This is a genomic window from Massilia sp. LC238 (assembly GCF_000735635.1).
Taxonomy (GTDB): domain Bacteria; phylum Pseudomonadota; class Gammaproteobacteria; order Burkholderiales; family Burkholderiaceae_D; genus Telluria; species Telluria varians.
Genome location: NZ_JNNN01000078.1, coordinates 317868 through 336785 on the forward strand (window position 1 = coordinate 317868; position 18918 = coordinate 336785).

The 18918-nt window shown below is 66.5% G+C and carries 17 protein-coding genes; 6 read left to right on the forward strand and 11 right to left on the reverse strand.

The annotated features are described in order from the left end of the window. Positions 1-186: 186 nt before the first annotated feature. The 5 genes from FG94_RS22670 to FG94_RS22690 all read right to left on the reverse strand — a co-directional run bounded on the left by FG94_RS22670 (position 187) and on the right by FG94_RS22690 (position 5010). A complete protein-coding gene (locus FG94_RS22670; RefSeq protein WP_027866212.1) occupies positions 187-1419 on the reverse strand; it encodes an argininosuccinate synthase in 1233 nt (410 codons plus the stop codon). 111 nt (positions 1420-1530) lie between these two features. Next, positions 1531-2457 (reverse strand): ornithine carbamoyltransferase, encoded by a 927-nt coding sequence (gene argF / locus FG94_RS22675; RefSeq protein WP_027866211.1) that lies wholly within the window; start codon positions 2455-2457, stop codon positions 1531-1533. Between the two features lie 74 nt (positions 2458-2531). After that, the gene (gene rsgA / locus FG94_RS22680) at positions 2532-3422 is read right to left on the reverse strand and encodes a ribosome small subunit-dependent GTPase A (protein ID WP_027866210.1); all 891 of its coding nucleotides are present in this window, start codon (positions 3420-3422) and stop codon (positions 2532-2534) included. Beyond that, entirely contained in the window at positions 3419-3751 is a 333-nt protein-coding gene (locus FG94_RS22685; RefSeq protein ID WP_051997013.1) for a 4a-hydroxytetrahydrobiopterin dehydratase, read from the reverse strand. The genes rsgA and FG94_RS22685 overlap by 4 nt, the downstream gene beginning before the upstream one ends. Next, positions 3748-5010, reverse strand: a complete 1263-nt coding sequence (locus FG94_RS22690; protein ID WP_036216418.1) for a M48 family metallopeptidase — start codon at positions 5008-5010, stop codon at positions 3748-3750. The genes FG94_RS22685 and FG94_RS22690 overlap by 4 nt, the downstream gene beginning before the upstream one ends. Positions 5011-5079: 69 nt before the next feature. Here FG94_RS22690 and orn point away from each other — a divergent pair, with 69 nt between their 5' ends. Further along, positions 5080-5664 (forward strand): oligoribonuclease, encoded by a 585-nt coding sequence (gene orn / locus FG94_RS22695; protein ID WP_027866207.1) that lies wholly within the window; start codon positions 5080-5082, stop codon positions 5662-5664. A gap of 77 nt (positions 5665-5741) precedes the next feature. Then, positions 5742-8210: an ATP-binding protein gene (locus tag FG94_RS22700; protein WP_229446038.1), complete on the forward strand. Its 2469-nt coding sequence runs from the start codon at positions 5742-5744 to the stop codon at positions 8208-8210. Positions 8211-8214: 4 nt separating this feature from the next. Here the strand turns inward: FG94_RS22700 and FG94_RS22705 are convergent, their stop codons facing one another. Next, entirely contained in the window at positions 8215-8607 is a 393-nt protein-coding gene (locus tag FG94_RS22705; protein ID WP_036216420.1) for a VOC family protein, read from the reverse strand. A 14-nt stretch (positions 8608-8621) separates the two neighbouring features. Further along, positions 8622-9578, reverse strand: a complete 957-nt coding sequence (locus FG94_RS22710; RefSeq protein WP_036216422.1) for an MBL fold metallo-hydrolase — start codon at positions 9576-9578, stop codon at positions 8622-8624. 140 nt (positions 9579-9718) lie between these two features. Here FG94_RS22710 and FG94_RS22715 point away from each other — a divergent pair, with 140 nt between their 5' ends. Further along, a complete protein-coding gene (locus FG94_RS22715; protein ID WP_051997014.1) occupies positions 9719-10876 on the forward strand; it encodes an HPP family protein in 1158 nt (385 codons plus the stop codon). A 107-nt stretch (positions 10877-10983) separates the two neighbouring features. Here FG94_RS22715 and FG94_RS22720 read toward each other — a convergent pair whose 3' ends face one another. Both FG94_RS22720 and FG94_RS22725 read right to left on the reverse strand, forming a co-directional pair. Next, a complete protein-coding gene (locus tag FG94_RS22720) occupies positions 10984-11670 on the reverse strand; it encodes a UPF0149 family protein (protein WP_036216423.1) in 687 nt (228 codons plus the stop codon). Between the two features lie 104 nt (positions 11671-11774). Further along, entirely contained in the window at positions 11775-12815 is a 1041-nt protein-coding gene (locus FG94_RS22725) for an alpha/beta hydrolase (RefSeq protein ID WP_200880018.1), read from the reverse strand. A 166-nt stretch (positions 12816-12981) separates the two neighbouring features. Here FG94_RS22725 and FG94_RS22730 point away from each other — a divergent pair, with 166 nt between their 5' ends. Continuing rightward, the gene (locus tag FG94_RS22730) at positions 12982-13989 is read left to right on the forward strand and encodes a serine/threonine protein kinase (RefSeq protein ID WP_036216424.1); all 1008 of its coding nucleotides are present in this window, start codon (positions 12982-12984) and stop codon (positions 13987-13989) included. A 103-nt stretch (positions 13990-14092) separates the two neighbouring features. Then, positions 14093-16426, forward strand: a complete 2334-nt coding sequence (locus FG94_RS22735; protein WP_229446039.1) for a hypothetical protein — start codon at positions 14093-14095, stop codon at positions 16424-16426. Between the two features lie 200 nt (positions 16427-16626). Here FG94_RS22735 and FG94_RS22740 read toward each other — a convergent pair whose 3' ends face one another. Together FG94_RS22740 and FG94_RS22745 are read right to left on the reverse strand one after the other, a co-directional pair. Further along, positions 16627-17031: a hypothetical protein gene (locus FG94_RS22740; protein WP_036216616.1), complete on the reverse strand. Its 405-nt coding sequence runs from the start codon at positions 17029-17031 to the stop codon at positions 16627-16629. A gap of 102 nt (positions 17032-17133) precedes the next feature. Beyond that, the gene (locus FG94_RS22745; protein WP_036216427.1) at positions 17134-18183 is read right to left on the reverse strand and encodes a DUF475 domain-containing protein; all 1050 of its coding nucleotides are present in this window, start codon (positions 18181-18183) and stop codon (positions 17134-17136) included. A 179-nt stretch (positions 18184-18362) separates the two neighbouring features. On the opposite strand from FG94_RS22745, the gene FG94_RS22750 reads away from it, so the two are divergent. Then, complete coding sequence (locus FG94_RS22750; protein ID WP_036216429.1) at positions 18363-18782, forward strand: divergent PAP2 family protein; 420 nt, start codon at positions 18363-18365, stop codon at positions 18780-18782. Positions 18783-18918 lie beyond the last annotated feature (136 nt).

Genomic DNA, 18918 nt, shown 5'->3' on the forward strand with positions numbered 1-18918 from the left:
TTTCAAGGGCGACACTAAAGATATCGCACCGAAATTAGCACCTACAGCCCGTCGTTCCGGCGCAGGCCGGAACCCAATTCAGAAGCATTTAAGTAAAGCAAGTTAGCACTGGCAGCCCGTGCATATTGCCCGGTACCCATGAAAAAAGCCGCCTGATGAGGCGGCTTTCGAGGGGGGAAATAACGCTTACTTGCCGCGGGCCGCGCGTGCCTTGGCGGCGATGCGCATGCGCAGCGCGTTCAGCTTGATGAAGCCGCCCGCGTCCGCCTGGTTGTAGGCGCCGCCGTCTTCATCAAACGTAGCGATGTTCATGTCGAACAGCGAATCGGTCTTCGAATCGCGCGACACCACGATCACGTTGCCCTTGTAGAGCTTCACGCGCACCCAGCCGTTCACGGTCTGCTGGGTGTGGTCGATCAGGGTCTGCAGCGCGACGCGCTCCGGGGCCCACCAGTAGCCGTTATAGATCAGCGACGCATAGCGCGGCATCAGGTCGTCCTTCAGGTGCGCCACTTCGCGGTCCAGGGTGATCGATTCGATCGCGCGGTGGGCCTTGAGCATGATGGTGCCGCCCGGGGTCTCGTAGCAGCCGCGCGACTTCATGCCGACATAGCGGTTTTCCACCAGGTCGAGGCGGCCGATGCCGTGCTTGCCGCCCAGGCGGTTCAGCTCGGTCAGGACTTCGGCGGCGCTCATGCGCTTGCCGTTCAGGGCCACGATGTCGCCCTTTTCGTATTCGATGTCGAGGTACTCGGCTTCGTTCGGCGCCTGTTCCGGCGACACCGACCAGCGCCACATCGATTCCTCGGCTTCCGCGCTCGGGTTCTCCAGGTGGCGGCCTTCAAAACTGATGTGCAGCAGGTTGGCGTCCATCGAGTAGGGTGCGCCGCCGTTCTTGTGCTTCATGTCGATCTCGATGCCGGCATCTTCCGCGTACTTCAGCAGCTTCTCGCGCGACAGCAGGTCCCACTCGCGCCACGGGGCGATGATCTTGACGTCGGGTTTCAGCGCGTAGGCGCCCAGTTCGAAACGCACCTGGTCGTTGCCCTTGCCGGTCGCGCCGTGCGAGATGGCGTCGGCGCCGGTCTCGTTGGCGATCTCGATCAGGCGCTTGGCGATCAAGGGACGCGCGATCGAGGTGCCCAGCAGGTATTCGCCTTCGTACACGGTGTTCGCGCGGAACATCGGGAACACGAAGTCGCGCACGAATTCTTCGCGCACGTCGTCGATGTAGATGTTTTCCGGCTTGATGCCGAACTTGATCGCCTTGGCGCGCGCAGGCTCCAGTTCTTCGCCCTGGCCGAGGTCGGCGGTGAAGGTGACGATTTCGCAGTTGTAGTGATCCTGCAGCCATTTCAGGATGACCGAGGTGTCGAGGCCGCCGGAGTAGGCGAGGACTACTTTTTTAATGTCGCTCATGGAAGATTCCAGTGTGGAGGGGGAGGTGGGGTCGGGATGGTCAGCCGGCCCGCTTTGGAAACAACGGGGCCGACGATCAAACTAAGCTAGTGGTGGATGAAAAGGATTGAGTTACTTGTCTTCGATACGGCCGAGCAGCAGGTACTCGATCAGGGCTTTCTGCACGTGCAGGCGGTTTTCCGCCTCGTCCCAGACGACCGACTGCGGGCCGTCGATGACGCCGGCCGATACTTCTTCGCCGCGGTGCGCCGGCAGGCAGTGCATGAACAGGGCGTCGGAGGCGGCACGCGCCATCTTGGCTTCGTCCACGATGAAGCCGTCGAAGGCCTTCATGCGCTCGGCGTTTTCCTTTTCGTAGCCCATGCTGGTCCAGACGTCGGTGTTGACCAGGTGCGCGCCTTCGCAGGCGTCCGAGGGGTTGTCGAACAGGGTGTAGCGCTGGGTGGACACCAGCTTCGGGTCCAGGTCGTAGCCCTTCGGCGTGGAGACGTTCAGGTGGAAGCCGAACACCTCGGCCGCCTGCAGCCACGAGTACAGCATGTTGTTGGCGTCGCCGATCCAGGCCACCGTCTTGCCGGCGATCGGGCCGCGGTGCTCGTAGAAGGTGAAGATGTCGGCCAGCACCTGGCAGGGATGGTGTTCGTTGGTCAGGCCGTTGATGACCGGGACGCGCGAATTGGCGGCGAAGCGTTCGATGATCTCCTGGCCGAAGGTGCGCACCATGATGATGTCGCACATGCGCGACATGACCTGGCCCGCGTCTTCCACCGGCTCGCCGCGGCCCAGCTGGCTGTCGCGGGTGTTCAGGTAGATCGCGGCGCCGCCCAGCTGGTGCATGCCGGCTTCAAAAGAAAGCCGGGTACGGGTCGAGCTCTTCTCGAACACCATCACCAGGGTGCGGTCGACCAGCGGGTGGTAGACCTCGTAGGCCTTGAACTTGCGCTTGATGACCTTCGCGCGTTCGATGACGTATTCGAATTCGTCCGCGCTGAAGTCGGAGAACTGCAGGAAATGCTTGATGGGCTTTGCGACTGGCATATCGTCTTTGCTTGAGTGTTATCCCTTGAATTATAAGGGTTTTTGCTTTCCCTTAGGGAAAGCGGATGAAAAAGTCAATAGAGGGTCTGCGACGATTCGTGCAGCAGCTGCGCATACAGCTCGTGCCGCATCTTCGCGATCCTGCCTTCCCCGACCGCGCCCAGCACCGCGCATTGCGGCTCGGCCAGGTGGCGGCAGTTGTAGTACTTGCAGCCGCCCAGGTAGGGCTTGAACTCGACAAAGGCGCGTTCCAGCATGCCCTCGGTCAGGTGGTACAGCCCGAATTCCTGGAAGCCCGGCGAATCGATGATCGACGCTCCACCCGGCAGCCAGTACAGGCGCGTGAAGGTGGTGGTGTGCTTGCCGGTGTCCAGGGCTTCCGAGATCTCGCGCACGGCGATGTCGGCGTCCGGCACCAGGAGGTTGATCAGGGACGACTTGCCCATGCCCGACTGGCCGATGAAGATTGAGGACTGGCCGGCGAGCAGCGGCATCAGGGTCTCGACCGCGTGCTCGGGCCGTTCGCGGGCCGACAATTCGTGCACCGGATAGCCGAGCGAGGCATACAGGCCGGCGCGCTCGCGGGCGCGCGCCAGCGGCTGCTCCACGTCGACCTTGTTCAGGATGATGTGGGCCTCGATCCCGGCCGCCTCGGCCGCCACCAGCGAGCGCGAGACCAGGTCGTCGGCGAAGCTCGGCTCGGTGGCGACGACGATGAACAGGCGCGAGATGTTCGCCGCCAGCAGTTTCGACTTGTACTGGTCCGAGCGATAGAGCAGGGTAGTGCGGTCGGCGATCTTCTCGATCACGGCCTGGTCGTTCGACGTGCGCTTGAGAATCACGACGTCGCCCACCGCCACATTGGTTTTCTTGCCGCGCGTGACGCACTGCAGCTTCTCGCCGTTCGCATCGGCCAGGTAATGGCGACCGTGGGCCGCGATGATGGTGCCGGTCAACTCGCTCATGCGCTCGGGCCTTGCACGTAGATCGCGTCCGCCCGGGCGGCGCAAATGAAATCGTTGTCGCTCAGCGCGCCGCCGGCCGAGTGGGTGGTGTAGGCCACCGTGCAGCGGCGGTAGCCGACCGTCATCTCGGGGTGATGGTTCTGCGCTTCGGCCATGTTTGCGATTGCGTTCACGAAATCGATGGTGGCGCGGTAGTTCGCAAACGTGAACTCGCGCGCGATGGTGCCGTCGATGGCCTGCCATTCGGGCACATCGAGCAGGCGCGTCTGAATCGTGGCCGGGTCCAGCGCCGGCGCGCCGTGAGTGCAGTGTTGGTCAATGAGCTTCATGCGGCCGCCATGGTCAGGTGTTTCACCCGCACCGAAGCCGGCGGGTGCGAATCGTAGAAGGCCGAGTGCAGCGGGTCCGGCGTCAGGGTCGATGCGTTGTCCTCGTACATCTTGACCAGGGCCGACACCAGGTGGCTGCTATCGGTGTGCTTCGCGGCGAAGGCGTCCGCCTCGAACTCGTGCTTGCGCGAGGTGATGGAGCTGAGCGGCGAGAGCACGAAGGTGAACACCGGCAGCACCAGTGCGAACAGGATCAGGGCCATGCCGTCGTTCGACGCGTTCATCATCGGCAGCACGCCCAGGCCGGTGTAGAACCAGGCCTGGTTCTTCAGGTAGCCCAGCAGCGCCAGGAAAGCCAGCGACAGCGCGAACATCACCACGATGCGCTTGACGATGTGGCGCAGCTTGAAGTGGCCCAGTTCGTGTGCCAGCACGGCTTCGATCTCGTGCGGGTCGAGGCGCGACAACAGGGTGTCGAAGAAGACGATGCGCTTGTTGCTGCCAAAGCCGGAAAAATAGGCGTTGCCGTGCGCGCTGCGCTTGCTGCCGTCCATGACGAACAGGCCTTTCGAGGCGAAGCCGACGCGCGCCATCAGGCCTTCGATGCGTTCCTTCAGGCTCACGTCCTCGAGCGGGGTGAACTTGTTGAACAGCGGCGCGATCACGGTCGGGTAGAGCACCATCATCAGGAGCTGGAAGCCGCTCCACACGCACCAGGCCCACAGCCACCACAGGTCGCCGCTACGCTCCATCAGCGCCAGGATCACCCACAGCAGCGGCAGGCCGATCACGGCGCCGACCAGCAGGCCCTTGAACATGTCGGCGATCCACAGGCCGGGCGTCATCTTGTTGAAGCCGAAGCGCTGTTCCAGCACGAACTGGCGGTACCAGTCGAAGGGCAGGTCGAGCAGGCCGGATACGATCGCGAACGCCACCACCAGGGCCATCTGGTGCGTCATGCCCGGACCGGTGAGGCCCAGCAGGGAGACCGACAGGGCCTGCAATCCGCCCAGCAGGGTGAAGCCGATCAGCACCACGCCGCCCCACAGCATCGAGGCAATGCCGAGCCGGGTCCTGGCCACCGTGTAGTCGGCCGCCTTCTGGTGCGCCGCCAGCGGCACCTTTGGCGCAAACTCGGCCGGTACGCTGGCGCGGTGGCGCAGCACATGCCGGATATGCCGGTTGGCCAGCCAGAAGCGCACGCCCAAGGTCAGCGCAAAGAAAACGACGAACAAAACCGAAAACCCGAGTGAAGACATGCTGTGCCTGTGAGAAAATGCAGGATTGCGCGAAAAACGAATGCAGTATCGCTAATCGAAGAGAGAATTATGTCACAAGCTACACAAACCGAAGGCGCTGCCGCGCCTGTGCGCCCGAACGAATTCAACCTGGTCTGGCTCGACATGGAAATGACCGGCCTGGACCCGGACAACGACCGCATCATCGAGGTGGCCGTGGTCGTCACCGATGCCGACCTGAACATCATCGCCGAAGGTCCGGTGTTCGCCATCCACCAGTCGGACGAAACCCTGGACAAGATGGACAACTGGAACAAAGGCACCCACGGCCGCTCGGGCCTGATCGACCGCGTCAAGGCCTCGACCGTGACCGAAGCCCAGGCCGAGCTGGAGCTGATCGCCTTCCTGAAGCAGTACGTCCCGGCCAACAAGTCGCCGATGTGCGGCAACTCGATCTGCCAGGACCGCCGCTTCATGGCGCGCGGCATGCCCAAGCTGGAAGCCTTCTTCCACTACCGTAACCTGGACGTGTCGACCCTGAAGGAACTGTGCCGCCGCTGGAAGCCCGAACTCGCCTCCGGCTTCAAGAAGCACCAGAAGCATACCGCGCTGGCCGACATCGTCGAGTCGATCGAGGAGTTGCGCTACTACCGCGAGCACTTCATCAAGCTGTAAGCGCAACATGTGATGCATGCCTTGCCTGTTTTGCAGAAATGTATCGCAGGCAAGAAAAGCTGTGCGACAATCGGCCCATGTCCTCTCCCTCGCACACCATGGACGACGGCATGCGCATGCGCATCCGCCGTCATGACTGGAGCCAGACCCCGCTCGGTCCGCCGGGGGAATGGCCGCCGGCCCTGCGCACCGCCGTGGACATGGTGCTGCACTCGTCCTTCCCCATGTTCCTGGCCTGGGGCCCGGACCTGATTTTCCTCTACAACGACGCCTACGTGCCGCTGCTCGGGCAGAAGCATGGGCGCGCGCTCGGCGAACGCTTCTGCGACCTGTGGGCCGAGGTCTGGAAGGACATGGTGCCGCTGATCGACCGCGCCCTGTCGGGCAAGCCGGTCTACTTCGAAGACATGCCGATGACCGTGATGCGGCGCGGCTATCCTGAACGCGCCACCTTCACCTTTTCGCATGCGCCCCTGATCGGCGACGACGGCCAGGTGGCCGGCCTGTTCTGCACCGTGATGGAAACCACGCGCCGTGTCGCCAGCGAGCGCCGCGCGGCCTTCGAGCTGACCGTGTCTGACGCGCTGCGCCCGCTCGCCTCGAGCGAGGAAGTGATCGCCACCGCCAGCGCGCTGCTGGGCGGCGAGCTGCACGCGGACCGGGTGGTGTACGCCGAGATGAACGAGGCGACGGGACGCTTCTCGGTGCCGCGCTGGTGGGCGCGCGACGGCCGCAAATGGACACAGCCCAGTTTCAGCCTCGACGAATTCGGTCCCGCGGTGGGCGCGGCGCTGCGCGCGGGCGACGTGGTGCGCATCCACGACACCGCGCGCGACGTGCGCACCATGGGCTACCGCAGCGCCTACATCGCCGACCGGATCGGTGCGCTGCTGGTGGTGCCGCTGGTCAAATCCGGCCGGCTGACGGCCTGCCTCGGCATCGATTGCCTGCTTGCGCGCCACTGGAGCGACGACGACCTGCAGCTGGCGCGCGATGTTGCCGAGCGTACCTGGGCGGCGGCCGAGACCGCGCGCGCCCAGGCCGCGCTGCGCGCCGAACGCGACCGTAGCCGCAACATCTTCGACACCATCGCCGAAGGCTTCGCCGTGTTCGACGCCGACTGGAACATCGTCGAAATGAATGCCGAAGGGCTGCGATTGTGCCGCGTGAGGGCGGAAGAGACCATCGGGCGTAGTCATTGGGAAGTGTTCCCGCATACGGTCGACATGGAGCTTGGCCGCATGTACCGTGAAGTCATGCGCACCCGCGTGGCGTCGGCCGCGATCTATTCGCATTCCTTCCCCGACGGCCAGCGCGTCTGGACCGAGGTGCGCGCCTACCCTATGCCGGACGGGAGCATCGCCTCCTTCTTCCGCGACATCACCGACCGCAAGCTGGCCGAGGAAAAGCTGGTCGAGGCCGACCGCCGCAAGGACGAGTTCCTGGCGATGCTGGCGCACGAGCTGCGCAACCCGCTGGCGCCGATCAGCGCCGCCGCCGAGCTGTTGCGCATCGGCACGCTCGGCGAGGAGCGGGTGCGCCAGAGCAGCAACATCATCGGTCGCCAGGTGCGCCACATGACGCGGCTGGTGGACGACCTGCTGGACGTCTCGCGCGTGACGCGCGGCCTGATCACGCTCGAGCGGGCCGAGATCGGCATGCGCGGCGTGGTGCAGGAAGCGGTGGAACAGGTCAGGCCGGCCATCGAGGCCAGGCGCCAGCGCCTGTCGGTGCACCTGCCGCCCTCATGGGCCCTGGTGGAAGGGGACAAGGCGCGCCTGGTGCAGGTGGTGGCCAACGTGCTCGGCAACGCCACCAAGTACACGCCGGAAGGCCGCGAGATCGACCTGCGCGCCGAGGTGAGGGGGGATGGCGCGAAAGGCGCGCTGGTGATCAGCGTTCGCGACGAAGGCATCGGCATGGACCGCGAACTGAGCGTTAGGGTGTTCGACCTGTTTACGCAGGGCGAGCGCTCGTCGGACCGTTCGCAGGGCGGCCTTGGTCTCGGCCTGGCACTGGTGCGCAACCTGGTCGAGCTGCATGGCGGGATGGTCGGCTGTTCGAGCCCGGGACCGGGCAAGGGCAGCACCTTCGTCATCACGCTGCCGCTGTTGCGCGAGGCCGTTCCCGCGCCGCTGCCGCAGGCGCCCGTGCCGGCGGCGAAGACCGGTTGCTTGACGGTGCTGGTGGTGGACGACAACGTGGATGCCGCCGAGACGCTCGGCCTGCTGCTGGCGGCCCACGGCCATGAGGTGGTGGTCGAGCACGAGTCCCTGCGGGCGCTGGAGCGCGCCAAGAGGGTCGCGCCCGACGTCTGCCTGCTCGACATCGGCCTGCCCGGGATCGACGGCCACGAACTGGCGCGCCGCTTGCGCGCACAGCCGGAAACCGCGGCGAGCGTGCTGGTGGCCATTACCGGCTACGGCCAGCAGCAGGACCGCGACGAGGCCTTCGCCGCGGGCTTCCGGCATCACCTGGTCAAGCCGGTCGATTTCGACGCGCTGGCGCGCCTGCTGGATAGCGTGCAGGCGCCGCAGGACGCCTAGCTGCTTACTTGACCCGGTAGGCTGCGCACAGCTTGTTGCCGTCCGGGTCGCGCACGTAGGCCAGGTGCAGCGCACCCAGGCTGGCGTCGCGCAGGCCCGGCGCTTCCTCGATCGAGGTGCCGCCATGCGCCACCGCGACGTCGTGGAATTGCTTGACCTGCTCGGGTGAACTGCACTTGAAGCCGATGGTGCCGCCGTTGGCCGGCGTCGCCGCTTCTCCATTGATCGGCTCGCTGATGCCGAAGCTGCTGCCTTCGTGCCGGTAGAACAGCCGGGTGTGGCCGCTCGGCGCCTGGTTGCGGAAACCCTCGCCCGCGCCCAGGACGCCCAGGACAGCATCGTAAAAACGTTTCGAGCGCTCGATATCGTTCGAGCCGACCATGACGTGATTCAGCATCCTCGATCCCTTTCTCAGCGCATCTGGGTGTAGTTGACCGGGGTGAAGCGGTAGCCCTTGCCGGAGGTGGCAAGGTAGCCCAGGCCCGGGAACTGCAGGTGGGCGCCGCCGATCATGTAGCCGCCCTTGGCGGCGGCGTCGAATTCCTTCTTGCGGGTAGCAGCGGCGGCCTTCTGGTCGCCGTCGAACTGGATCGTCACGGCCGGGTTATCCATCTGCACCGCCGCCACGTGGATCAGGTCGCCGATCACGAGCAGCTTCTGGCCGCCGCTTTCGACCAGGTAGCTGGTATGGCCCGGGGTGTGGCCGCCGGTCGGATTCGCGCGGATGCCCGGCACCAGCTCAATGCTGCCTTCGAACGGCTTGAAGCGGCCGGCCTGCACATACGGACCGAGCGCGGCCTGGGCGCCCTTGAACGTGTCCTTGTCCTTGGCCTTGTCCATGTTCGCCTGGCTCAGCCAGTGGTCCGATTCTAGCTTGTTGGCGCGCACGACGGCCTTGCTGAACACGGCCGCCGAGTCCTTCACCAGGCCGCCGGCGTGGTCGCCGTGGAAATGGGTCAGGTAGATCTCGTCGACCTGGTCCGGCGTGTAGCCGGCCGCTTTCATGTTCGCCACCAGCTTGCCCAGGGTCGGGCCGAAGAAGGAGCCGGCGCCGGTGTCGATCAGGACCAGCTTGCTGCCGGTGTTGATGAGGTAGGCATTGTCCGAGGTTTCCAGCATCGGCTTCAGGTGCGCCCTGGCCAGGGTCTCCTGGGTTTTCTTCGGATCCTGGGCCAGCAGCTGGTCGACCGGCAGGTCCACGGTGCCGTCCGACAGCGGGGTGATTTCGAACTGGCCCAGCATCATGCGCGACCAGCCCGGGGCCGGGGTCTTCGCCATCGGGGCGGCGGCCAGGGCCGGGGTGGCGACGCAGATCGCCAGTGCGGCGGCGGCCAGCATGGACAGGGTAGGTCGTGGGATGGTGTTCATCGTGAAGTCCTCGTTGTTGGTTGCTGCGGCAAGCCGGCCGCAGTGCGTTGCTTATCCTACATGATTGCTTGTCGGAATGCTTACCGTCTGCGTGGGGGAACACGTGTTCGCGCAAGCTGTGGTGTAATGGCAGGTTCCCAATGTTGCAAACCGTATCCATGTTCTCGATGTTGTCGCAGTTGCTGTCGAGGCTGGGGCGCCTGCGCCCCGCCGGACCGACTTCCTTCACCCGGCAGGTGCCCGCCGCCCTCGGCGCACTGCTGGTCCTGCTCCTTACCGCCCTGGTCAGCCGCGCCGCGCTCGGCGCCGCGGCGGTGCATTCGCTGCCCTTCCTGATCGCGCCGATGGCCGCGTCCGCGGTGCTGCTGTTCTGCCTGCCGGCGGCGCCGCTGGCCCAGCCCTGGCCCGTCATCGGCGGCAACGTCGTCTCGGCCCTGGTCGGCGTGGCCTGTGCGCAGGCCGTCGACCCGCTGGTGGCGGCGCCGTTGGCCGGCGGCCTGGCGATCGCCGCGATGGCCACGCTGCGCTGCCTGCATCCGCCCGGCGGCGCGGTGGCCGTGACCGCCGTGCTGGGCGGGGCGGCGGTGTCCAAGGCCGGCTTCTGGTTCGTGCTGGCGCCGGTGGGCCTGAACTCGATCCTGATGGTGCTGGGCGCAGTGGCCTGGAACCGGCTGTCGGGACACCATTACCCGCACGTGCAGCTGGCCGCGCGCCCGCCCGAGGAAAAGGCGGGCTTTGCGAAGGAAGACCTGGATGCGGCGCTGGACAGCTATGGCGAGACGCTCGACGTCAGCCGCGACGACCTGGCCACGATCTTTGCCGAGACCGAGCAGCGCGCCGCCGAGCGCCGCGCGCGCCAGCACCGCTGCGGCGAGCTGGCGCATCCCGTGCCGGCCACCCTGAGCCCGGACATGCCGCTGGCGGCGGCGCGCGCGCTGCTGGTGCGGCACGGCGTGCCGGCCTTGCCGGTGGTGGACGCCGCCGGCTGTCCGGTCGGGGTGCTCAGCATGGCGGGCCTGGTGGCGGCCGGCGGCAGCGCCAGCCGCCCCTTGCCGGCGCGTGCGCGGCGGGCGACGGCGCTGCTGTTCGGGCGCGATACGGCGCCGACGGTCGGCCAGCTGGTCGAGGCGGATTTCGTCGCCGTGCGCAGCACGGCGCCGGTGACGGCGCTGCTCACCCGCTTCCATGAGGGAGCGAAGCAGGTGTTCGTGGTGGACGAGGAGGGCAGGCTGGCCGGGATGGTGCAGCCCGGCGACCTGCTGGTGGGACTGGATCTTGGCTTGACGGAAGCTGCCTAGCTTGCCTCAGCGCCTAACAAAACCCCGAGGGCAAGGCGCATTGTCGAAGACAGTACGCTAGTACGGCGAGACAATGCAACGCAGCCATCGGGGGAATTGTTAGGCGCTTACTCGGCGCCGCAGCACTTCTTGTACTTCTTGCCGCTGTTGCAAGGGCAATCGTCGTTGCGGCCGACCTTTGGCTCCTCGCGCTTGACGGTCTCGACCGCGCCCTTGCGGCGCGGCGCCCAGTAGCGGTAGATGGCCGGGATGTTGGCTTCGATCTCCAGCGCCAGTTGATGGGCCTTGCGCGGGTCTTCGACTTCCGGCAGTTCGGATTCCTCGATCTCGTCGGCGCCGAGCAGGTAGATCGGGCGCATCAGTTCGGCCACTTCCGAATCCCAGATCTCTTCCCAGGAGCCGGGGCGCAGTTCCATGCCTTCCCAGAAGCCCCAGCACCAGGCTTCGGCGTCGATCAGGGCGTCGCCCTCGAATTCATGCTCGACGAATAGCGGCTCGAACTCCTTTGGTGCGGCTTCGAAGGTGATCAGGACTTCGTTCATGAAGCGCATGATCAGGTTGATGATGCGCTGTTCTTCCTTCGGGTTCTTCCAGTTCGGCGCCTGCTTGCCATCCTCGCCCCAGACGCGCGGCAGCCATTCGGCCGGCATGATGGTTTCCGGGCCGATCGCGATCGCGGTCAGGTAGCCGTGCAGGGTGTCCATCGTCATCGCGTCCTCGGGGGAGCGGTCGGACAGCAGGAACTGGTCGAGTTCGTCGAATTCTTTATCGGTAAGGGGCTCGTCGAGATGCATGGGGTGCTCTTGTTGCGTTTTGAAGGCGCCAGTGTAACGCCTGCGCGGGACAAGGGCGTAAAAATCGTGCGCCGGCGGCGCACGATCGCCACGGCGGATGCGGCTTACTTCCTGGCGGCGAATGCTTTCATTAAGGCATCCGCTGCATACTGCTCGGCTTGCTTCGCCTTGGGCAGCACCGCTCCCATGCCGAAGAATTCGTGCGTCACGCCGCTCCATGCACGGTAATCGACCTGCACCCCATCCTTCTTCAGCTTTTCCGCATATTGCTTGCCCTCGGTGAGCAGCGGGTCGATCTCGGCCGCCACGATGGTGGCTGGCGGCAGGCCCTTGAGCGAGGCCGCCTTCATCGGCAGCGCGTACGGATTCGTTGGGTCGCCCCCGTAGTGCTTGAAGAACCAGCCCATCATCGCCTTGTTGAGCGGCTTCGCATTCGCGTTGCGCTTGTAGGAGGCGTTGTTCATGTCGTCGTTCACCACCGGGTAGACCAGCAGCTGGTGCAGCGGCAGCTGCGCCTTGCGGTCGCGCGCCATCATCGACACCACGGCGGCCAGGTTGCCGCCCGCCGATTCGCCGCCGACCGCGATGCGGGCCGGATCGCCGCCCAACTCGCGGGCATGCTCGATCGTCCACAGGTAGGCCGCATAGGCGTCTTCGGGCGCGGTCGGGAAGCGATGCTCGGGGGCCTGGCGGTAGTCGACCGACACCATAATGGCCTTGGCCATCTTTGCCAGCGCGCGCGGCGATGCCTCGTAGACCTCGGTGTCGGCGATCACGAAGCCGCCGCCGTGGAAGTACACCATGACCGGAAAGGGGCCGCTGCCTTCGGGCGTGAAGATGTGTACCGGGACCGAGCCGCCCTTGACCGGCACCGCCATCGTCTTCTTCGTCACGCCCGGTTCCGGCGCGCCGCTCTTGCCCATCTCGGTCAGTACCTTCTTGACCGCGTCGGCCGGGGTCGGCTGCTTGCGCGCCTCGGCCGGGGTCAGGGTTTCGATCGGCTTCGGGTCCAGGGACGCGTGGGCGTCCAGCACTTTCTGCATGTCGGCATCGGCCTTCGGCGGCTGCGGCGACTGGGCCTTGGCCGCGTTCCAGACGAGTGCGGCGGCTACGGCCGTCAGCGCCAGGGGAATCGCTTTCTTCATATTCTTTTCCTCGGTAAAGGCCGTATGCCACGCGAGTGCGCTCAGGTACGTGCCAAATTCGATAATTGCGCAGGCCGCTATGCACGTTCTGCCCTGAATCTAACCAAATTCGTCAAATTTAAAAGGAGGCTTAGGCGGGATGGCGGCTGCCGCTTACAATGCGTGAATGGAGAATTCGACGACTGAAACAAGCGCTCACGCCCATCCGTTCGCCCGGCTCGACCCGCAAACGGTGCTGGAGGCCGTCGAGAGCGTCGGCCTGTACGGCGACGGCCGCCTGCTGGCGCTCAACAGCTACGAGAACCGCGTCTACCAGGTCGGCCTGGAAGAGGGGGCGCCGGTGGTCGTCAAGTTCTACCGGCCGGCGCGCTGGAGCGACGCCGCCATCCTCGAGGAACACGCCTTCGTGGAAGAGCTGGCGCAGCGGGAAATCCCGGTGGTGCCGGCCACCAGCATCGACGGGCGCACGCTGCACAGCTTCGCCGGCTACCGCTTTTCCGTGTTCCCGCGCCGCGGCGGACGCGCGCCCGAGGTGGGCGACCCCGCTACCCTGGAATGGATCGGCCGCTTCATCGGCCGCATCCATGCGGTCGGCGCGGCGCGGCCCTACCAGCACCGGCCCGAGATCAACCCGCAGACCTTCGGGCGCGAACCTTTCGAGTTCCTGCGCGCCAACGGCTTCATCCCGCCCGAGCTGGCCGCCACCTATGCCAGCGTGGTCGAGCAGGCGCTCGAGGGCGTCGCGCGCTGCTACGACCGGGCCGGCGCGCTGCCGCTCCTGCGCCTGCATGGTGATTGCCACGGCGGCAACGTGCTGTGGACCCCGGATGGCCCGCACTTCGTCGACTTCGACGACAGCCGCATGGGACCGGCGGTGCAGGACCTGTGGATGCTGCTGTCGGGCGAGCGCCAGGAAATGGTGGGCCAGATGGCCGACGTGCTGGCCGGCTACGAGGATTTCTGCGACTTCCACCCGCGCCAGCTCTACCTGGTCGAAGCGCTGCGTACCCTGAGGCTGATTCATTACTCAAGCTGGCTGGCGATGCGCTGGGACGACCCGGCCTTCCCGGCAGCCTTCCCGTGGTTTAACACCCAGCGCTATTGGCAGGACCGCATCCTCGAGCTGCGCGAGCAGGTGGCGCTGATGGATGAGCCGCCCTTGTGGCCCGTATAGCCGGGAATTGCCGTGGTTTTGCCGTCCAGTTCGGCGTGACAGGCGTGAGCAATTTCCCGGATAATCAGAAGGACGCACGCTGCGTCCCTCACTGAGAACGACCATGGAACCCACCAAGCCCGAGCACGACAAGTACGACGATAGCGACTTCACGATCGATCTGTCCCATGCCGGGAGCGTCGTCCCGGAGGCGCCGGCTGCCGCCCGCGGCCCGATGGATATGCGCGAGATCCATGAAGCCATCGCCCGCGTCGAGGCCGAAGCCAAGGCCAATGTCGCCGCCGAGAGCCGCGCCCATGCCGAGGCGCGCGCCCGTTCGCTGGCCGAGGAGCGCGCCGCGCTGGACGCGGCCGCGACCGCCGCCGCGCTGGCCAATGCCCAGGCCTCCGAAGAGGCGATTGCCGCCGACCGCGACCGCCTGGAGTCGCTGCGCGCCGCCGCCCAGGCGTCCAGCGAGCGGCTGGAGGCGATCCGCCAGGAGACCGCCGAGCTGCGCGCCCGCGTGCAGCAGGAAACCGAGACCCGCATGGCGGTCGAGGCCCGTGCCCGTCTTGAAGAAGAAGCGCGCCGGCGCCACGCGGCCCAGGTCGAAGCCCAGGCCGAGATGGCGGCCCAGGCCGCGCGCGCCGCCGAGGAATTGCTGGCGCAGACCGAACAGGCGCGCCTGCAGGCGGCCGAGCGCATGGCGGCGGTGGAAGCGGCCAAGGAAGAAGTGCTGCACAACGCCAGCGCCGACGCGCGCGTGGCGATCCTGGCGCGCGAGCGCGAGCGCGCCGAACGCGGCGCCCGCCAGACCGCCGAGAAGCTGGCCCAGGCCGAAGCCGAAGCCCTGGAACTGACCCAGCAGCGCGAGCGCGCCGACCAGGTAGCCCTCGCATCGAGCTTTGCGCGCGCCGCGGCCGAGGCGCGGGCGCTGGAAGAAGCGCGCGCGCTGGCCCACATCGAACAGGAACGCGAGGCGATCGCGCTGGCCCAGGCCGAGTCCGAGCGCGTCGCGGCCCAGTCGCTGCGCATGCGCCTGCAGACCGAGAAGGAATTGCGCGACGCCGCCACCCACCGCGAACGCCTTGAGCAGACGGCTGCGGCCGCCGCGCAGGCGCGCCGCGACGCCGAAACGCGCATCCTGGCGGCGACCGAGGCGCGCATCGAGGCCGACCGCAGGCTGCGCGACGTGGCCGAGGAACGTGCGCGGGCCGAAGAAGAGGCGCGCCAGCAGGTGCAGGCGCGGCTGGAAGCCGAAGCACTCGCCGCCGGCCAGGCGCGCGAGCGTGCCGCGGCCGACGAAGCGGCAAGCCAGGCGGCGGCGCGCCAGCTGGAAGAGGAGCAGCGCCAGCGCGCGCTGGCGGAAGAACGCGCGGCCCTGGCGCTGGGAGCGGCCGAGGCGCAGGCAGAGGAAAACGCGCTGGAGGATGCGGCGCTGGCCGCCGCGCGCCGGCAGGCCGAGGCCCGGCAAGAAGCGCTGGCAGCGGCCAGGGCGCGCGCCGAGCAGGCCGAGCGCCTGGCCCAGGCCGAGCGCGAGCGCGTCGCCGCCGAGGAAGCGGCGCTGGCGCGCGAGGAGGAACGCCTGCAGGCCGAACAGGAACTGACGCGGGCCGCCGAGGCGCGCGCCGCGGCAGCGCAGGCGGCAGCCGCACAATCAAGGGAGCAGGGTGAAGCCGAGCGGCGCGCGGAAAGCGCGCAGCAGGCGGCCCTGGAAGCGCAGCGGGCGCAGGCGCGCGCCGCGATCGAGGAGGCCGAGCATGCCGAGGCGGCGGCCAGCGCCCAGCAGGCGCAGGCGCGCCGGGCGGCCGAACTGGCCCAGGCGCAGGCCGAGCGTGCCGAGCTCGAGCGTCGCCAGCTGGAGCTGACCGAAGCAGCACTGTTTGAAGAACGCGCCGCCACCGAGGCCGCGCGCGAATCGCTGGCCCTGGTCGAGCGCAAGCTGGCCGCGCAGCGCCAGCAGGCGGCCTCGGACACGCGCGCCAACGAGGCGGCCAGCGCGCGGCTGGCATCCGAGCAGGCGGCGGCCCAGGCCGCCCAGGCGCGCGCCGCGGCCGAGGAAGAGCAAGCCAGGCTGGCGCGCGAGCGCGAAGTAGCGGAGCAGGCCGCACTGCAGGCCGCGGTCGAGAAGCGCGACGCCCAGCGCGCGCTCCTGGAACACGCCCAGCGCCACGCCGAGATGCAGCGCAAGGCGGCCGAGGCGACCCGGCGCATGGCGGACGCGCGCCGGCAACTGGCCGAGCTGGAAGCGCAGCGCCATGAGGAGCAGACGGGGGAGCTGGCGGCCCTCGATCACGCCCTCGGCGAGCGCAAGGCCGAGGCCGAGCACCGGGTCGCTTCGGTGAACATCACGCGCGAGGTGCTCGGAAGGTTCAAGAGCACGCCGCCGGCGTCGGCCTCGCAGGCGGCGACGCGGCTGGCGGATGTGATTCTGAATCAGAGGAAGAACGAGGAGTGATCCTGACGCGTTGTCGATACGCGTCGAACGTCAAATTGGGCTCCGGCCTTCGCCGGAGCGACGTGCTAAGGGTACAGGTGGAATGATGCGCTATCTCTACGCTGCGTTAGCCTGGAGACCGTCATCCCGGCGCAGGCCGGGATCCAAGTTGGTTGATATGCCACGCATATCATCAGCACCCCATTAATACATAGCGCGTATTACTGCGCCGCCGGCATCTCGCTCGGCGCCACCGGATTCGCCGGCCCGGTGCTGGCCCTGGTCGCGAAATACCCGGTCTCGCCGAAGCACGAGGTCGGCACGCCCACGTGCTGTTCATAGGTGATCTGCACCCGCTGTCCCATCGCATTCTGCAGCTGCTTGACCACCGCGTCGTCGCGCACGGTGAAGGCGAAGCGCTCCGGAATCGCGCCCGGCATGCTCGACAGCAGGATCTCGCCTTCCCAGGTCTTGCACAGCCAGCCCTTCTTGGAGAACTTCTGCAGGTAGCCCGCGCGTTCGCCTTCCGAATACGACCAGCTCAGGGTGAACCAGGTATACAGCGCGAACAGCACGACGATCGCGGCAAGGGCGGACAGGAGGATGGCGGTAGCGCGTTTCGGCATGGTCTTCGGCATAGGATAGGTGGGTTGTCAGGTTGGCAGCAACGCGGCCGGGCACATTCTGCCACGGATGGACAAAATCACAAACTGCCGGCGGCGGCCCCCTCAGGCTGCGTCCTTGGCGCCTTCATGCTCCATGCGCTTTCGGTAGCGCACCGAGGACCACAGCGACACCAGGATGAAGGCCAGCCCCGACAGCCCCGTGAACCACTCGGGAATGTGGTAGTGGACGCTGGCGAACATGATCATGGCCAGGATGCCGATCGCATAGTGGGCGCCGTGCTCCAGGAACACGAACTCTTCCAGCGTGCCCTTGTAGACCAGGAACACCGTCATCGAGCGCACGAACATGGCGCCGATGGCCAGGCCCAGCATGATGATGACGACGTCGTTGGTGATCGCAAAGGCCCCGATCACACCGTCGAAGCTGAACGAGGCGTCCAGCACCTCCAGGTAGAGGAAGCCGCCGATGCTGCCCTGGGCGATCATCTTGCCCACCGTCGGGTCTTCTTCTTCCTTCTCCAGCAGGCCGCTCAGCCATTGCACGCCGATGTAGATCAGGACGCCCGTGACGCCGGCGATCAGGACCGACAGCTTGCGCGCCGGCTCGATCAGGTACATGGCGCCGTATACCGCCAGCAGGGTGAGGGCGATGGCCAGGCCCTCGGTGCCGTATTTGCCGACCTTTTCCTCGATCCAGCCGAGCCAGTGCAGTTCCTTTTGCTCGTCGAACAGGAAATTCAGGAAGACCAGCATCAGGAAGGCGCCCCCGAAAGCCGCCACCTCGGCGTGCTTCTCGGTCAGGTGGCGCGAGTATTCGGTCGGATTGTCGATCGCCATGTGCCAGACCTCGATGAGCCCGAGCCCGGTTGCCGCCGACACGATGACGAGCGGGAACAGCAAGCGCATGCCGAACACCGCCACCAGGATGCCGACCGTGAGGAACAACTTGCGCCAGAACTCGTTCCAGCCGCGCAGGACGGAGGCGTTGACGACCGCATTGTCGAAAGAAAGCGACACTTCGAGCACGCCCAGCACGGCCGTGATCCAGAGCGCCTGCAACAGTCCCGGGATGCCGCGGTGCTCGTGGCCCCACCAGCCGGCCAGGCCCATCAGGATGACCGTTACCGCGATCGACAACCGGAAATGCCGCATACCGCCCCCTTGCCTGTCTAGTCTAGTTGGGAGAATATTACCGTCCCGGATGGTGCGGCGGCGCTACGGATGTCCTTGATTCGGCATCGTTTTTATATCGGTAAGAGCTTGCATCTGAGATAATTCCGCCCGGCATTACTCAGCATCATTTATCTACCTCGTCGTACCTGGATTTGGACATGGATCTCGCATACCTCGTAACACCCGTGCTGACCTGGATGGTGGTCGGCCCGATCAAGTTCCTGATTACCAGCGCGCGCCAGCGCCGCTGGGCCTTCAACCTGGTGGGCAACGGCGGCTTCCCCAGCAACCATAGCTCCGTCGTCACAAGCATGGCTACCCTGATCGCATTGCGCGAGGGGATCGGCCATCCGGCCTTCGGGGTGGCGGTGACCCTGGCCTTCATCGTGATGATCGACGCGAACAGCCTGCGCCAGCACGTGGGCCGCCAGGCCGCGGCGATCAACAAGCTGGCCTGCGACACCGTCGGCCACGTGGTCCTGCGCGAGCGCATGGGCCACACCCTGGTGGAGATCGGCGGCGGCATCGCTACCGGCATCGGGATGGGTTTCCTGATCCACGCGATCTTCGGCGCCTGATCAGGTAAATACGGTCGGGCGGACAGCTTCGGACGTCCGCCTGTCCGCGAATTGTCCGGAATCGGCCACATTCCAGTCCGTCTGGAATGCAGCTCGTCGCGAAATATCGCATTTCATCCCTCGAATTCCGCAGTAT

Bases quoted from the DNA above. Each gene is read 5' to 3' on its own strand.
- rsgA (WP_027866210.1), bottom strand. From the start codon at position 3,422: ATGAGCGAGTTGACCGGCACCATCATCGCGGCCCACGGTCGCCATTAC.
- FG94_RS22745 (WP_036216427.1), bottom strand. From the start codon at position 18,183: ATGCGGCATTTCCGGTTGTCGATCGCGGTAACGGTCATCCTGATGGGC.
- FG94_RS22725 (WP_200880018.1), bottom strand. From the start codon at position 12,815: ATGAAGAAAGCGATTCCCCTGGCGCTGACGGCCGTAGCCGCCGCACTC.
- FG94_RS22740 (WP_036216616.1), bottom strand. From the start codon at position 17,031: ATGCCGAAACGCGCTACCGCCATCCTCCTGTCCGCCCTTGCCGCGATC.
- FG94_RS22715 (WP_051997014.1), top strand. From the start codon at position 9,719: ATGTTGCAAACCGTATCCATGTTCTCGATGTTGTCGCAGTTGCTGTCG.
- FG94_RS22685 (WP_051997013.1), bottom strand. From the start codon at position 3,751: ATGAAGCTCATTGACCAACACTGCACTCACGGCGCGCCGGCGCTGGAC.
- FG94_RS22730 (WP_036216424.1), top strand. From the start codon at position 12,982: ATGGAGAATTCGACGACTGAAACAAGCGCTCACGCCCATCCGTTCGCC.
- FG94_RS22690 (WP_036216418.1), bottom strand. From the start codon at position 5,010: ATGTCTTCACTCGGGTTTTCGGTTTTGTTCGTCGTTTTCTTTGCGCTG.
- FG94_RS22670 (WP_027866212.1), bottom strand. From the start codon at position 1,419: ATGAGCGACATTAAAAAAGTAGTCCTCGCCTACTCCGGCGGCCTCGAC.
- FG94_RS22705 (WP_036216420.1), bottom strand. From the start codon at position 8,607: ATGCTGAATCACGTCATGGTCGGCTCGAACGATATCGAGCGCTCGAAA.
- FG94_RS22735 (WP_229446039.1), top strand. From the start codon at position 14,093: ATGGAACCCACCAAGCCCGAGCACGACAAGTACGACGATAGCGACTTC.
- FG94_RS22700 (WP_229446038.1), top strand. From the start codon at position 5,742: ATGTCCTCTCCCTCGCACACCATGGACGACGGCATGCGCATGCGCATC.
- argF (WP_027866211.1), bottom strand. From the start codon at position 2,457: ATGCCAGTCGCAAAGCCCATCAAGCATTTCCTGCAGTTCTCCGACTTC.
- FG94_RS22750 (WP_036216429.1), top strand. From the start codon at position 18,363: ATGGATCTCGCATACCTCGTAACACCCGTGCTGACCTGGATGGTGGTC.
- orn (WP_027866207.1), top strand. From the start codon at position 5,080: ATGTCACAAGCTACACAAACCGAAGGCGCTGCCGCGCCTGTGCGCCCG.
- FG94_RS22710 (WP_036216422.1), bottom strand. From the start codon at position 9,578: ATGAACACCATCCCACGACCTACCCTGTCCATGCTGGCCGCCGCCGCA.
- FG94_RS22720 (WP_036216423.1), bottom strand. From the start codon at position 11,670: ATGCATCTCGACGAGCCCCTTACCGATAAAGAATTCGACGAACTCGAC.